General features: G+C 73.6%; 13 protein-coding genes. 11 read left to right on the top strand and 2 right to left on the bottom strand.

Features of this window, described 5'->3' with window-relative positions; all coding sequences use genetic code 11:
* The first annotated feature begins 114 nt into the window (after positions 1-114).
* Positions 115-492 carry a hypothetical protein gene (locus HCN51_RS41360; RefSeq protein ID WP_168017494.1) on the top strand — a complete coding sequence of 126 codons (378 nt, stop codon included), beginning with the start codon at positions 115-117 and terminating at the stop codon, positions 490-492.
* Positions 493-538: 46 nt separating this feature from the next.
* Positions 539-1,696 (top strand): NAD(P)/FAD-dependent oxidoreductase, encoded by a 1,158-nt coding sequence (locus HCN51_RS41365; RefSeq protein ID WP_168017495.1) that lies wholly within the window; start codon positions 539-541, stop codon positions 1,694-1,696.
* Here HCN51_RS41365 and HCN51_RS41370 read toward each other — a convergent pair.
* Positions 1,647-2,624: a LysR family transcriptional regulator gene (locus HCN51_RS41370; protein ID WP_168017496.1), complete on the bottom strand. Its 978-nt coding sequence runs from the start codon at positions 2,622-2,624 to the stop codon at positions 1,647-1,649. The two genes, HCN51_RS41365 and HCN51_RS41370, sit on opposite strands and share 50 nt — an antisense overlap.
* Positions 2,625-2,712: 88 nt before the next feature.
* Between HCN51_RS41370 and HCN51_RS41375 the strand changes: the two genes are divergently transcribed.
* Positions 2,713-3,636: a zinc-binding dehydrogenase gene (locus HCN51_RS41375; protein WP_168017497.1), complete on the top strand. Its 924-nt coding sequence runs from the start codon at positions 2,713-2,715 to the stop codon at positions 3,634-3,636.
* On the top strand, positions 3,633-4,676 hold the full coding sequence (locus tag HCN51_RS41380; protein ID WP_168017498.1) for an alpha/beta fold hydrolase: 1,044 nt from the start codon (positions 3,633-3,635) through the stop codon (positions 4,674-4,676). The genes HCN51_RS41375 and HCN51_RS41380 overlap by 4 nt, the downstream gene beginning before the upstream one ends.
* 80 nt (positions 4,677-4,756) lie before the next feature.
* Here the strand turns inward: HCN51_RS41380 and HCN51_RS41385 are convergent, their stop codons facing one another.
* Positions 4,757-5,761, bottom strand: a complete 1,005-nt coding sequence (locus HCN51_RS41385; RefSeq protein WP_168017499.1) for a substrate-binding domain-containing protein — start codon at positions 5,759-5,761, stop codon at positions 4,757-4,759.
* Positions 5,762-5,989: 228 nt separating this feature from the next.
* On the opposite strand from HCN51_RS41385, the gene HCN51_RS41390 reads away from it, so the two are divergent.
* Genes HCN51_RS41390 through HCN51_RS41420 form a run of 7 tightly spaced genes read left to right on the top strand, consistent with a single transcriptional unit; the run spans position 5,990 to position 13,991 of the window.
* Positions 5,990-7,894 (top strand): primary-amine oxidase, encoded by a 1,905-nt coding sequence (locus HCN51_RS41390; protein ID WP_240973788.1) that lies wholly within the window; start codon positions 5,990-5,992, stop codon positions 7,892-7,894.
* Between the two features lie 15 nt (positions 7,895-7,909).
* Positions 7,910-9,526 carry an ABC transporter substrate-binding protein gene (locus HCN51_RS41395; RefSeq protein WP_168017500.1) on the top strand — a complete coding sequence of 539 codons (1,617 nt, stop codon included), beginning with the start codon at positions 7,910-7,912 and terminating at the stop codon, positions 9,524-9,526.
* A 2-nt stretch (positions 9,527-9,528) separates the two neighbouring features.
* Positions 9,529-10,497 carry an ABC transporter permease gene (locus HCN51_RS41400; protein WP_168017501.1) on the top strand — a complete coding sequence of 323 codons (969 nt, stop codon included), beginning with the start codon at positions 9,529-9,531 and terminating at the stop codon, positions 10,495-10,497.
* Positions 10,494-11,312 (top strand): ABC transporter permease, encoded by an 819-nt coding sequence (locus tag HCN51_RS41405; protein ID WP_168017502.1) that lies wholly within the window; start codon positions 10,494-10,496, stop codon positions 11,310-11,312. The genes HCN51_RS41400 and HCN51_RS41405 overlap by 4 nt, the downstream gene beginning before the upstream one ends.
* Positions 11,309-12,286, top strand: a complete 978-nt coding sequence (locus tag HCN51_RS41410) for an ABC transporter ATP-binding protein (RefSeq protein ID WP_168017503.1) — start codon at positions 11,309-11,311, stop codon at positions 12,284-12,286. The genes HCN51_RS41405 and HCN51_RS41410 overlap by 4 nt, the downstream gene beginning before the upstream one ends.
* A complete protein-coding gene (locus HCN51_RS41415) occupies positions 12,283-13,020 on the top strand; it encodes an ABC transporter ATP-binding protein (RefSeq protein ID WP_346433981.1) in 738 nt (245 codons plus the stop codon). Before HCN51_RS41410 ends, HCN51_RS41415 begins: the two co-directional genes overlap by 4 nt.
* A complete protein-coding gene (locus HCN51_RS41420) occupies positions 13,017-13,991 on the top strand; it encodes a P1 family peptidase (protein WP_346433982.1) in 975 nt (324 codons plus the stop codon). The genes HCN51_RS41415 and HCN51_RS41420 overlap by 4 nt, the downstream gene beginning before the upstream one ends.
* Position 13,992: the final 1 nt, after the last annotated feature.

The raw sequence follows: 13,992 nt of genomic DNA on the forward strand, positions 1-13,992 counted from the left end.
CGGGCCTCACCCATTCGACAGGACAGCGCGGCGAGCTGTGAGGCCGCCCCCCGCCTCACATTCCTGATGACTGCCTTGTCGGATGTACTGACCGACCATGAGGAGAGCCACATCATGTCCGCACCGACGACGACCAAGCGGGGCGACCGCACGTTCCTGCGTGCCGTGATCGCCCTGCAGACCCTTGCCGTCTTCGCCGCCCCCGTCACCGCCGGGCTGCTGCTGACCACGCCCAACGGGCACGTCCTGCACAGCGCGGCGGCCTACACGATCTTCGTCGTGGCCGTGGTGCACGTGGCCGCCGCCGTCCTGGCGTGGCGGCCGGGCGGCGGCTCGCCCAGGCCCGTCCTCCCGGCGGCCGGGTTCCTGGCGGCCACGTCGGCGCAGGTCGCGCTCGGCATCGCGCACCTGACGACGCTGCACGTGCCGCTGGGCGTGCTGATGTTCGGCCTGAGCCTCCTCCACCTCAGCCGCGTCCTCAAGACGCCGTGACCACCGACTGACCACCGACCGACCGCCGACGAAGGGAATCCGCACCATGCCCGCACTTCACAAGGTCGTCGTCATCGGGGGCGGTTACGCGGGCACGCTCGCCGCCAACCACCTGCGCCTGCGTGACGACCTCGCCATCACCCTCGTCAACGCCCGCCCGCGGTTCGTGGACCGCATCCGGCTGCACCAGTACGTGGCCGGCACCGGCGAGACCGCGATCGACTACGGCACGCTGCTCGGCGACGGCATCGAGCTGGTCGTGGACGGCGCCGCCCGCATCGACACCGCCGCCCGCGAGGTGCGGCTGGAGTCCGGCCGCGCGCTCGGCTACGACTACGTCGTCTACGCGGTCGGCAGCACCGGCGCCCCGCCGCCGCAGGTGCCCGGCGCGTCCGGGCTCGCGTTCGACATCTCCGCGTACGAGCCCGCGCGGCGCCTGCGTACCAGGCTGGCCGATCTGCCCCCCGACGCCCGGATCACCGTGGTCGGCGGCGGGCTCACCGGCATCGAGACGGCCGCCGAGCTGGCCGAGCGGGGGCGCGCCGTCACGCTGGTGTGCGGCCGGACCCTGGCGCCGTACTTCAGCACGGGCGCCCGCCGGTACGCCGCCCGCTGGCTGGCCCGGCATGGCGTCACCGTGATCGAGAACGCCGAGGTGAGCGCCGTCACCCCGGACGCGGTCGTCCTCGCCGACGGCACCGAACGCCCGAGCGCCTTGACCATCTGGGCGGCCGGCTTCGGCGTGCCCCCGCTCGCCGCCGCGAGCGGCCTGCGCACCGACGAGCTCGGCCGGCTGCTCACCGACGAGACGCTGACCAGCGTCGACGACGACCGCATCGTCGCGGCGGGCGACTGCGCCGCCCCATCGGGCCGGCCGCTGCGGATGAGCTGCTACGCCGCCGGCCCGCTCGGCGCCCTGGCCGCCGGCACGATCCTGAGCCGCATCGCCGGAACGGACCCGGAGCCGATCAACGTGCGCTTCACGGGGGCGTGCGCCAGCCTGGGCCGGCACGCCGGCATCCGGCAGCTCGCCCGCAAGGACGACACCGCCGTGAACATCTACGTCGGAGGGCGCGCCGGTGCCGTCATCAAGGAGGTGACCTGCGCGTTCGCGGTGAGCAGGATCCGCGGCGAGGCCCGCAGGCCGGGCTCCGTCAGGTGGGTGAAGGGCCGCCCCCGGTCGGTGGAGCCGGCTCTGACCTGAGGTGGCCGGCGGGGTCGCTCTCGGGCAGCCAGTCGCGGGCCGGATCGTATTCGAGCCACCGGCTGCGCTCGGCCTTTCGGACGAACGCGCTGATCAGGGTGCCCAGCAGCGGATGGTCGGCGCCGGAGCGCCAGAGCAGCGACCAGGCGTACAGGGGCGTGGGCGCCACCAGCGGAACCGTCCTGACAGCCGGGTGGGCGGGCAGGGGCACGTCGGCGGGCAGCAGGCTGAAGCGGCGCGGGTCGGCCGCCAGGTCGGCCAGGAAGTGCTCCAGCCCCAGGTTGGTGCCCTCGGCACGGTCACCGATGCCGAAGGAGTCGGCGAAGCGGTGCAGGAAGTCGAGCCGGTGCAGCGGCCCAGGAGCCCACAGCAGGCTGTCGCGCAACTGCGCCGGCCGGATCGCCGCCGCGTGCGCGAGCGGATGGTCCGCGCTGAGGACCGCGTCCACCGGCTCCAGCCGGACGAGGCGATACCGCAGGCCGGCGGGCAGCGGGGCGTGGACGCGGCCGAAGGCGGCGTCGATGTCGCCGCGCAGCAGCGCGGTGCTCACCGAGGGCAGGTCGCGCCCGTGGCCGAGCTCGGGCCGCGGCTCGCCGCCGGCCACCAGCGCGAGTGTGCGCATCGGCGCGTACAGGTGGCCCCAGACGTCGATCCGCAACGGCCGGTGCGTGCCGAGGACGGCCGCCACGGCCCGGTCGGCCGCGGCCAGCGCCTGCCGGGCCGGCTCCAGGAAGCGCCGCCCGGCCTCGGTGAGGCGCACCCCCTGGCCGCCGCGGTCGAGCAGCCGCCTGCCGAGGACGGACTCCAGGCGGGCGATCCGCTTGGACAGCGCCTGCTGCGAGATCGACAGCTCCTCGGCCGCGTGGCCGAAGTGCAGCTCCTCGGCGGCCAGGACGAACGCGCGCACCTGCGCCAGGTCGAGGTCCACGCCTGTCACCATAGGCGACAACCGATGGTTGTCGCGCTGGATCGACTGTTGTTGGAGAAGCCAGGCCGGATGCCGGTTCCATGGCCGCATGCGGAGATTGTTGCCCACAGGGGATCCGGCCCGGCTGGTCGAGTTCGCGCAGGACGCCCAGCCCGTGCCCGCGCCGGACGAAGTGCTGATCAAGGTCGAGGCGTTCTCGCCCAATCGCGGGGAGACGTTCCTGCTGGAAGCGCCGCGACCCGGGCTCAGGCCGGGGAAGGACGTGGCCGGGCTGGTCGTGCAGGCCGCCGCGGACGGCTCGGGCCCGCCGGTCGGCGCCCGCGTGGCCGGCCACCCGCCCATGGCCGGGTGGGCCGAGTACACGACCGTGCCCACCCACTCGGTCGCCGTCCTGCCCCGCGACGTCACCGCCGTCCAGGCGGCCGCCCTGCCGCTGGCCGGGATCACCGCCCTCCGGCTGCTGCGCGCGGCCGGCGTGGTGGCGGGCCTGCGCGTCCTGCTGACCGGCGCCTCAGGCGGGGTGGGCCACTACCTGACCGAGCTCGCCGCGGCGGCCGGGGCCGAGGTGACCGCGGTGACCGCCACGGAGGAGCGCGGCGCGCGCCTGCGCGAGCTGGGCGCCACGGCGGTCGTCCGCGACGCCGGCGAAGCGGACGGGCCGTTCGACGTGGTGCTGGAGTCCACGGGCGGCGCCGCCCTGCCGGTCGCGCTGGCCCGGCTGGTCCCGGGCGGCACGCTGGTCTGGTTCGGCCAGGTCAGCCGCACGCCGGTGACCCTGAACTTCTTCGACCTGTTCGCCGGGCCGGAGAACGGCGTGATCAGGCACTTCCACTACGCGGGCGCCCCCTACGGTCCGGACCTGGAGACCCTCCTGCGCCTGGTGGCCGGTGGGCGGCTGCACCCGGAGATCGGCCGCGTCGCCGACTGGAGCCGGACCGCCGACGTGCTCGACGACCTGCGGGGACGCCGGATCCGCGGCAAGGCCGTCCTGACGATCGGAGCATCACGATGAACGCCACCACCTCTACCACCACATCCGCCGACGCCTCGGCTGCCGCCTTCGCCGCCGCGAACCTGTCGCGCGCGACGGGAGCCGGGCTGGACGTGCACGAGTACCTGCGCGTCACCGGTGAGCTGACCGGCCTGGGCCGATGGGGCGAGACCTTCATGCGGGTCGCGCGCGGGCACCTGGCGCGGGCCGACAGAGCCGCCACGGCGATCTCGGCGGGCGGGCATCTCATGACGGCCGCACGCTGGTTCCACTTCGCCACGCTGGGGCCGGGCGAGGAGAGCGCGCTCGCCGCCGCCGAGGCCGACGCCGCCATGGGCCGCGCGCTGGAGCTGCTGGACCCGCGAGCGCGCCGCATCGAGGGGCCGGGCTTCGCCGGCTGGTTGCGCGGGCCGGATCGCACGGGCGGGCCGGGAGGGCCGGACGGTGGCGGGGCGGTGGCCGTGGTGGTGCCCGGGCTCGACTCGAGCAAGGAGGAGTTCCACGCAGTGACGGACGAGCTGCTGCGCAGGGGCTTGACCGTGTTCACCATGGACGGGCCGGGCCAGGGCGTGCTCGCGGCCACCACCACGATCCGCGCCGACTATCACCACGTCATCGGCCAGGTCGCCGACGCGCTCGGGGCCCGGCGCGTGGGGCTCGTCGGGCTCAGCCTCGGCGGCTACTACGTCGCGGAGAGCGCCGCGAAGGAGCCCCGCGTCGTCACCGCCGTCACCGTCAGCGGCCCCTTCCGGCTGGACTGGGACGAGCTGCCGCCACCCGTGCGGGACCTGCTCGTCCGCCGCGCCGGGGGTGAGGAGGCGGCCCGCCGCTTCGCGGGCCGGGTGGACCTGTCCGCGCTCGCCCCGGCGATCACCTGCCCGCTGCTCGTGGTGGACGGCGGTCAGGACGTCATCCCGGGTGTGACCGACGGCGCGGCGCTGGCCCGGCTGGCGCCCCGCGGGCAGTACCTGCGCATTCCGCACGGTGACCACCTGCTGGGCAACGCCCGGCCCGACTGGCTGGCGACCGCCGCCGACCGGATCGCCGCGACCCTGGACTGACCGGCCAGGCGGCCTACGGGCGGGGTGCGGTGGAGGCGCGGGTCTGCAGATCTATCGGGTGAAGGCGCGGATCTGCAGATCTATCGGGTGGAGGCGCGGATCTGCAGCTCTATCGGGTGGACGCGCTCCGTGCCCGGCTGTGCCGTGCCCGACAGCAGCTCGAACAGCAGCTCCGCGCAGCTCGCCCCCGCCTCGCGCGGGCGCAGGTCGATCGCGGTGATGGGCGGGTCGGCCTGGCGGGTGGCGGCGCTGTCGACGCAGGAGGCGAGGCGCACCCCGCCGCCGGCCTCCCGCAGCAGCGGCGCCACCTCGGTGGCCGCCCCGGCGGGAGCGCACACGAGCGCGTCCATCGGCACCTCGGCGCCGCCGGTCCCGGGCGCGCCGCCGCCCCTTCCGAGGAGGGCGCGGGCGGCGGCGCGGACCTCGTCGCCGGTCGCGTCGAACGAGACCCTGCTCACCAGCGGCGCGACCCCCCGCCCGGCGCACCACTCCTGGTATCCCCGGTGCACGCTGGCCGCCCAGTCGCTCTCGTCGCCCGCCACGATGAGCCCCGGCCGCCTGGCTCCCGTCGCGAGCAGGTGGTCGAGGAGGCGGGTGAGCATCAGCGCGTGTTCGGACCACACGACCCCGTCCGCCTGCCGGGAGCCGGGGAAGCGCTCGCACGAGACGGTCGGCAGCCCGGTGGCCATCAGGCTCTCCACGACGGGGTCCCCGCCGAGCGGGTCGCCGAGGACGAGGCCGTCCACGCGGGGCGGGCGGGCGCGGCGCTGGCCCGAGGTGATCAGGGTGACGTCGTAGTCGTGCCGGGCGGCCTGCTCGACGACGCCGAACACGAACGACATGTAGTACGAGGAGCGGGTCAGCACCTCGGGCACGTGCAGCCCGATCGTGCCGGTGCTGGCCTTGCGCAGGTGGCGGGCCGAGCCGTTGGGCACGTAGCCGAGCCGTTCGGCGACGGCCACGACGGTCTCGCGGGTGCGCTCGGAGACGCGTCCTGAGCCGCGCAACGCGTCGGAGGCGGTCGTCTTGGAGACCCCCGCCTCGCGGGCGACGGTGAGGATCGTGACCGGCTCGTCTGCGTGCACGCCCTGATCGTAGCGACCCATTCGCGCCCCCTTTCGCGCCCCGCTCGTCGCGACCCGCCCACGTCCTTCCGTGCCCTGCTCGTCGCGACCCGTCCGCGCCCCTTCCGCGCCGCACGTCCCGTAAACGATGTGTTTCGGCTGGGCTCCAGGTCTTGTGCCCTCCGGCGGACGCGGTTAGGTTATCGCGAAACTTGCCGGAACGTTCCGGCAGCAGAAAGGGGCCGAACGTTGCACCTGTCCACCGGAAAGTGTCCCCACCCTCTCGACCCGCTCGCCGCACAGGAGATCGACGAGGTCAGACGGGTTCTCATGACCGAGGGCCTGCTGGCGGAGACGGTCCGGGTGGCCTACCTCGGGCTGGAGGAGCCGCCGAAGGACGAGGTGCTGGCGTACGAGGACGGCGCCGCCCGCCCCGCCCGCAAGGCCCGCGCGCTCCTGCTGGACCTGGCCACCGAGGCGGCGCAGGACGTGGTCGTGTCGATCAGCGAAGGCCGGGTGGCGGCCACGGGGCCGATCGACCCGCTGGCCGACGGCCAGGTGCCGATGCTGGACGAGGAGCACGCCCTCGTCCGCAAGGTGCTCCGCGAGGACCCGGACTGGGCGAAGGCCCTGGCGAGGAGGGGGATCGACGACCCGGCGAGCGTCTACCTGGCCGCGCTCAGCGCCGGCCACTTCGCGTTGCCGAAGGAGGAGGGCCGGCGGGTCGCCAGGGTGCTGGCGCACCTGATGCCGACCCCCGACAGCCTTCCGTGGGCGCACCCCGTGGACGGCCTGGTCGCATACGTGGACCTGGTCAAGGGCGAGGTGCTGGAGATCGTCGACACCGGCCCCCAGCCGATCCCGCAGGAGAGCGGCGACTACACGAACGTCGAGCACCGCACCACGCAGAAGCCCATCCACATCACCCAGCCGGAGGGCCCGAGCTTCACGGTCGACGGCCCGCTCGTCACGTGGGAGAAGTGGAGCCTGCGCCTCGGCTACGACATGCGCGAGGGCCTGACGCTGCACCGCATCGGGTTCGAGGACGGCGGCCGCATCCGGCCGATCGTCTACCGGGCGTCGGTGGCCGAGATGGTGGTCCCGTACGGCGACCCGAGCCCGATCCGCTTCTGGCAGAACTACTTCGACACCGGCGAGTACCAGCTCGGCAAGCTCGCCAACTCCCTGGAGCTCGGCTGCGACTGCCTCGGCGAGATCACCTACTTCGACGTCGTCGTCACCGACGGCGCCGGCGTCCCCAAGGTGATCAAGAACGCGATCTGCATGCACGAGGAGGACTACGGGGTGCTGTGGAAGCACACCGACCCGGCCAACGGCTCCCGGGAGACGCGCAGGCAGCGCCGCCTGGTCATCTCGTTCTTCGTGACCGTCGGCAACTACGACTACGGCTTCTACTGGTACCTCTACCTCGACGGCACGATCGAGCTGGAGGTCAAGGCCACCGGCATCGTCTTCACCGGCGCCTACGACGACCGGGCGGCCCCGTACGCCTCGGAGGTCGCGCCCGGCCTGGCGGCGCCGTACCACCAGCACCTGTTCAGCGCCCGGCTCGACATGACCGTGGACGGCGTGGCCAACGCCGTGGACGAGGTCGAGGCCAGGCGGCTGGACAGCGAGCACGGCAACGCGTTCGGCCGCGCCACGACCCGGCTGCGCACCGAGCGGGAGGCCGGGCGCGACGCCGACCTGAAGGCGGAGCGCACGTGGCACGTCGTCAACCCCGGCGTGCGCAACCGCCTCGGCGGCCCGGTCGGCTACGCGCTGTTCCCCGAGGGCAAGCCGACGCTGATGGCGGCCGAGGGGTCCAGCATCCACCGCAGGGCCGAGTTCGCGACCCGGCACCTGTGGGTCACCCGCTACCACCCCGCGGAGCGCTATCCCGCCGGCGACCTGGTGAACCAGCATCCCGGCGGCGCGGGCCTGCCCGCCTACACCAGGGCCGACCGCGACATCGACGGGCAGGACATCGTGCTGTGGCACACGTTCGGCCTGACGCATTTCCCCCGCACCGAGGACTGGCCGATCATGCCGGTCGACACCTGCGGGTTCGTTCTCAAGCCGGTCGGCTTCTTCGACCGCAACCCCACGCTCGACGTCCCGCCGAGCGCCTCCGGACGCTCATCCTGCCACTAAGAGGAGACGAGGCCCATGCGTTACCCGCGCCTGGCCTGCGGTGCCGCGGCAGCCCTGCTGGCTTCGGCCTGCGCCGCCACCGGAACGACCACCACCCCGCAAGCCGCCGCCCAGGAGACGGCCGCCCCCGGCTTCCTGGCCGTCGCCGACCAGGCGCTCGCCCCGGGCGGCACGCTCAACCTCCAAGTGCACATCGACAGCGGCGCCGCCACGGGCTACGACCCGCAGCTCGCCGACGTGGCCACGACCTGGCAGCTGCTGTCGCTGTCGTACGAGACGCTGGTCACGGTGGGCCCCGACTTCAGCGTCCAGCCGCTGCTCGCCGAGAAGTGGGACACCCCCGACGACCGCACGTACGTCTTCCACCTGCGTAAGGGGGTGGCCTTCTCCAACGGCAGGAAGATGACGGCCGACGACGTCGTGGGCAGCCTCAAGCGGCTGCTGGCCTCGAAGGGGGTGTGGGCGGGCCAGCTCGGGCCGGTGGACGAGATCGCGAAGGACGGCGACGACCGGGTCAAGGTGATGTTGAAGGAGCCGTACACGCCGTTCCTCGCGGCCCTGGCCAACGTGCCGGCCGCGATCCTGCCGATGAAGGAGATCGACGACAAGTCGGTGGACCCGGCCACGACACTGCTCGGCACCGGCCCGTACGTGGTGGACAATCACCGCCAGGACGTGTCGTGGACGTTCAGGCGCAACGACACGTACTGGAACCAGGGCAAGCCGGCCGCCGACACGCTGAACATCACGATCGCCCCCGAGGAGGCCGCGCGCATCGCGGCCCTGCAGAACGGCGGCGCCGCGCTGGCCACGCTGGGCAACGTGGACTCGGCGTCGATGCTGGCCGGCGCGAAGGACGTCAAGGTCGTCACGCAGGCGACCACGGACTTCTACTACCTGATGCTCAACAGCCTGAAGCCGGGCTCGAAGCTCGCCGACCCCAAGGTGCGCCAGGCCATCAATATCGCGCTTGACGCCCAGCAGATCGCTGACATCGCGCTCGGCGGCAAGGGGAAGCCGACCGCGATCACCCCGGCCGGCCTGCCCGGCTCGTGCGACCCGGCCGCGCTCCCGTCGGCCGCGAAGAGCGTGGAGGAGGCCAAGAAGCTGCTGGCCGAGGCGGGCGCCGAGGGCCTGTCGTTCACGCTGACGATCTTCAACACCGAGCCCGCCCCCGCCGTCGCCCAGGTCATCCAGCAGAACCTGCAGCAGGCCGGCATCACCGTCAAGATCGAGCAGATGGACGAGGCGAGCTGGTCCGGAAAGGTGTACGGCAAGGCGCCCGCCGAGTTCGACGCCGCCCTGTCGTGGTTCGCCGGCTACGCCGACCCCGGCATGGTCACCAAGTGGTGGAACCCGGAGACGGCCGGCTTCAACGCCGGCTTCATGAAGCCGGACAAGGAGCTGAGCACGCTCATCGACGCGGCCAACAAGCAGGCGGAGGGCAGGGACGAGGCGCTGGCCCAGGTGTGCGCCAAGGCCGACGCGGACGCCCAGATGATCCCCCTGGTGACCCGCCCGGCCACGGTCGCCTACCGGGCCGACCAGCTCAGCCCGAGCCTGTACGCCACCGAGGGCTACGGCAACGTGCTGCGCCTGGTCGCCGACGCCCGCGTGAAGAAGTCCCAATAGCCATGCGGCTGCTGATGTGGTGGTCCGGCCGGGCGCTCAGCTCGGCCGCCACGCTCCTGGGCGTCTCCGTGCTGATCTTCGCCGCCGTCCGCCTGATGCCGGGCGGCTTCGCCGAGACCGTGCTCGGGCCGTTCGCCACCCCCGAGCAGAAGGCGGAGCTGGCCGCCCGCTACGGGCTCGACCAGCCGGTCTTCGTGCAGTACGGGCACTGGCTGGCCGCCGTCGCCGGCGGCGACTTCGGCTTCTCCATGATCAGCCGCCAGCCGGTCGGCGCGGAGCTGCTGGCCCGCCTGCCGGTGACGGCCGAGCTGACCGTGCTGGCGGTGGCCGCGAGCGTGCTGCTCGGGGTGCCGCTGGGCGTGCTGACCGCCGTGCGGGCCCGCCCGACCGGTGGCGGCGCGGCCGGCCGGCTGCTCAGCGGGCTCGGCGTCAGCGTGCCCGAGTTCGTGCTGGGCAGCCTGGTCGTGTTCGTCTTCTCCCGGTACGCGCTCGGCCTCCAGGTCGGCTCGTGGGTGCCGCTCACCCGGGACCCCGCCGCGAACCTGGCCACGATGATCCTGCCCGCCGCCGTCCTGTCGGTCTTCTCCATCTCGGTGACCGCCAGGACCACCCGCGACGCCGTCATGGGCGTGCTGGTCGAGCCGTACGTGACGGCCGCCGTCGGGCGCGGCGAGTCGCCGTGGTCCATCGTCAGGCACCACATCCTGCGCAACGCCGCCACCCCCGTGGTCACGCTCATCGGGACGACGACCGCGTACCTGCTGGGCGGCGCGCTGATCGTGGAGCACGTGTTCAACCTGCCGGGCGTCGGCTCCTACATCGTGCAGGCCGTCGGCCGCCGCGACTACGCGGTGGTGCAGGCCGGGGTGCTGCTGGCGGCCGGGGTGTTCATCGTCATGAACGTGCTGATCGACCTGCTCGTCGGGGCCATCGACCCCCGGCTGGGCGTCATGGCGGGGAGGCGGGCATGAGAAGGCTCGATCGGTTGTCCATCGGCGGGCTCGCCTGCCTGGCGGTGCTGGTGCTGTTCGCGCTGGGCTCGCTCGTCGGCGCCGGGGGAGACCCGGACGCGATCGTCGGCCCGCGCCTGCGCCCGCCGGGCCCCGGCTGGTGGCTCGGCACCGACAACCTGGGCCGCTCGGTGCTGCCCCGCGTCATGGAGGGCGTCGGCACGACCCTGCTGCTGTCGTCGATCGCCGTGCTGGTCACGGCGGTGTTGAGCGCGGCGTTCGGCATCCTCGCCGGATACCGTGGCGGTTACCTGAACGAGCTGGTGATGCGCCTGGTGGAAGTGCTCTACTCCTTCCCCGCCATCGTGCTGGCCATCCTGGTCGCGGCCGTGCTCGGCCCCGGGCAGACGGCGGCGCTGGCCAGCATCGTGCTGGTGACGATCCCGCTGATGACCCGGCTCGTGCGGGCCGCCGCCGTGGCCGTCGCGCAGCGCGACTACGTCACCTCCGCCGTCATCAGCGGGGCCCGGCTGCCGCGCGTGCTCGTGCGGCACGTGCTGCCGAACGTGGCCGGCACGATCGCCGTGCAGGGCACCTACGCGCTGTCGGTCGGCATCGCCGTCGAGGGCGGGCTGAGCTTCCTCGGCTTCGGGGTGCAGCCGCCGCAGGCCTCGCTCGGGGTGCTCATCCAGCAGGGCGGCACGTACATGATCGCCGCGCCCTGGCTGATCCTCGGCCCCGGCGTCGTGCTCGTGGCCGCGATCCTGGCGATCAACGTGGTCGGCGACGGGCTGCGCGACCGGCTCGAACCCCGAGAGACGAGGTCACTGACATGAGCCTGCTCTCCGTACGGAACCTGGTGATCGACTACGCCCGCACCCGCGCGCTCGACGGCGCCGGCCTGGAGGTGGCGCAGGGCGAGAGCGTCGGGGTGGTCGGCGAGAGCGGGTCGGGCAAGTCCACGCTCGGCTCCGCCGTGGGCCGGCTGCTGCCGCGCGCCGCCCGGCGCACCGACGGGGAGGTGCTGGTGGCGGGGGAGCCGGTCTTCGACCTGCCCGCCGCCAGGCTGCGGCACCTGCGCAGGAAGCACCTCGGGTTCGTCTTCCAGGACCCGATCGGCTCGCTCGACCCGACCATGCGCGTCGGCGACCAGCTCCGCCTGGTGCTCGGGCGCGGCGGCGACGTGCGCTTCCACCTGGGCCGGGTCCGGCTCGACGATCCGCGGGTGCTGCGCGCGTACCCGCACCAGCTCTCCGGCGGCATGGCGCAGCGGGTGGCGATCGCGATGGCCATGGCCACCTCGCCGGACCTGCTGGTCGCCGACGAGCCGACCGCCGCGCTGGACAGCCAGGTCCGCGAGGAGGTGTCGGACGTGATCTTCGCGCTGGCCGCCGAGGCGGGCACCAGCATCCTGTGGCTCAGCCACGACCTGCCCGCCGTGGCCCGCCGCTGCGACCGGGTGGCGGTCATGTACGGCGGGCGCGTGGTCGAGTCGGGGCCCGCCGCCCAGGTGCTCGGCCACCCCGCCCACCCCTACACGGCGGCGCTGGCCCGGTCCGCGCCCGCCGCCGCGGCCCACGGGGTCCGGCTCGAACCCGTTCCCGGCCGGCCGCCCGTGCTCACGGGCCCGTCCCCGGGCTGTGCCTTCGCGCCGCGCTGCGCGTTCGCGGAGGAACGCTGCGCGCACGAGCGCCCGGCCCCGGTCCGCGTCAGGGAGCAGGACGTGCTGTGCCACAAAGCGATCGAGCTGGAGGACCGCCTGGCCGCGCCGATCGAGCCCGCGCCGAACACGACGGAGGTGACCGCGTGATCCTCGAACTCGACGACGTCACCGTCACCTTCGCCGCCGGCCCGCCGCTGCGCCGCATCCACCTCGACGCCATGCGGCACGTCTCGCTCCAGGTCGCCGAGGGCGAGACGCTGGGCCTGGTCGGCGAGTCCGGCTCCGGCAAGACCACCACCAGCCACGTCGCGCTCGGCCTGCGCCGCCCCACGTCCGGCACGGTCAGGTTCGACGGCCGCCCGTTCCCGAAGCGCCGCCGCGAGCTGGCCGGCCGCATGCAGGCCGTGCTCCAGCACCCGCACTGGTCGCTGAACCCGCGCATGCGCGTCGGCGCGAGCGTCGCCGAGCCCCTGGACGTGCTGGGCCGCACGGACCGGACCGCCGTCACCGAGATGCTGGAGCACGTCGGCCTGGGCGCGGACTTCGCCGACCGCTACCCGCACGAGCTGTCCGGCGGCCAGCGGCAGCGCGTCTCCATCGCCCGCGCCCTGGTCACCAGGCCCGGCTTCATCGTCTTCGACGAGGCGGTCAGCGCGCTGGACGTCTCCGTCCAGGTGCAGATCCTCAACCTGATCAAGGACTTGCAGGCGGAGTACGGCTTCAGCGCCCTGTTCATCTCCCATGACCTCGGCGCGGTCCGCTACGTCGCCGACCGGATCGCCGTCATGCGCCGGGGCGAGGTGGTCGAGACCGCCGACACCCGCACCTTCTACACCAGCCCTTCCCACGAGTACTCGAAGCAACTGCTGGAGGCACTGTGACCCATCGGCTCGCCACACCGTCGGCGTTCGCGCCGGGCGTCCCGCGCAACGCGGACCTGCCGCTGACCCCGCAGCCGAGCCCGGGGCGCGGCTCGGTCGCGTTCGACCTGCCGGGCGTGCTCGTCGGCACCGCCGAGTACGGCGAGGGCCCCACCGGCTGCACCGTGATCCACCTGCCCAGGGGCGCCCGCACGGCCGTGGACGCGCGCGGCGGCGCGGTCGGCATGAGCGGCGGCTACGACTTCAACCACGCGATCTGCCTGGCGGGCGGCTCGGTGTACGGGCTGGCCGCGGCGGCGGGCGTGAGCGACGAGCTGCTGTCGCGCCGGAACAACGTCACCAAGTGGGACGAGCTGCAGCTGGTGTCGGGCGCGGTCATCTACGACTTCTCCTGCCGCGACACCGCCGTCTACCCGGACGCCGAGCTGGGCCGGGCCGCGCTGCGGTGGGCCAGGGAGGGCGAGTTCCCGGTGGGCCGGTGCGGCGCGGGCCGCACGGCGAGCGCGGGCAAGGTGGACTTCGGCCGGGCCGAGTTCGCCGGGCAGGGCGCCGCGTTCGGCACGTTCGGCGAGATCAAGGTACTGGTGGCGACCGTGGTGAACTCGGTGGGCGCGGTGATCGACCGGCAGGGCCGGGTCGTGCGCGGCAACTACCATCCGGAGCTGGGCGAGCGCCGCCACCCGAGCGCCGACTACGCCGAGCTGACCGAGGCCCCGGCCGTGATGGGAAACACGACGCTGACCGTCATGGTCACGAACGTGAAGCTGTCGGACGTCGAGCTGCTGCAGGTGGGCCGCCAGGTGCACAGCTCGATGCACCGGGGCATCCAGCCGTTCCACACGCTGACGGACGGCGACACGATGTTCGCGATGACGACCGACGAGGTCGAGCTGAGCGGCGTCAAGCCGACCGGCCTGGGCACGCTGGCCTCCGAGGTCGCGTGGGACGCGATCCTGAGCGCGGCGGAGTAAC

This window comes from Nonomuraea composti (assembly GCF_012034275.1).
Classification (GTDB): Bacteria; Actinomycetota; Actinomycetes; order Streptosporangiales; family Streptosporangiaceae; genus Nonomuraea; species Nonomuraea composti.

What these genes read in the sequence shown, in the direction of transcription:
- HCN51_RS41360 (WP_168017494.1), top strand. Translation starts at nt 115, where the DNA reads ATGTCCGCACCGACGACGACCAAGCGGGGCGACCGCACGTTCCTGCGT.
- HCN51_RS41365 (WP_168017495.1), top strand. Translation starts at nt 539, where the DNA reads ATGCCCGCACTTCACAAGGTCGTCGTCATCGGGGGCGGTTACGCGGGC.
- HCN51_RS41375 (WP_168017497.1), top strand. Translation starts at nt 2,713, where the DNA reads ATGCGGAGATTGTTGCCCACAGGGGATCCGGCCCGGCTGGTCGAGTTC.
- HCN51_RS41380 (WP_168017498.1), top strand. Translation starts at nt 3,633, where the DNA reads ATGAACGCCACCACCTCTACCACCACATCCGCCGACGCCTCGGCTGCC.
- HCN51_RS41395 (WP_168017500.1), top strand. Translation starts at nt 7,910, where the DNA reads ATGCGTTACCCGCGCCTGGCCTGCGGTGCCGCGGCAGCCCTGCTGGCT.
- HCN51_RS41400 (WP_168017501.1), top strand. Translation starts at nt 9,529, where the DNA reads ATGCGGCTGCTGATGTGGTGGTCCGGCCGGGCGCTCAGCTCGGCCGCC.
- HCN51_RS41405 (WP_168017502.1), top strand. Translation starts at nt 10,494, where the DNA reads ATGAGAAGGCTCGATCGGTTGTCCATCGGCGGGCTCGCCTGCCTGGCG.
- HCN51_RS41410 (WP_168017503.1), top strand. Translation starts at nt 11,309, where the DNA reads ATGAGCCTGCTCTCCGTACGGAACCTGGTGATCGACTACGCCCGCACC.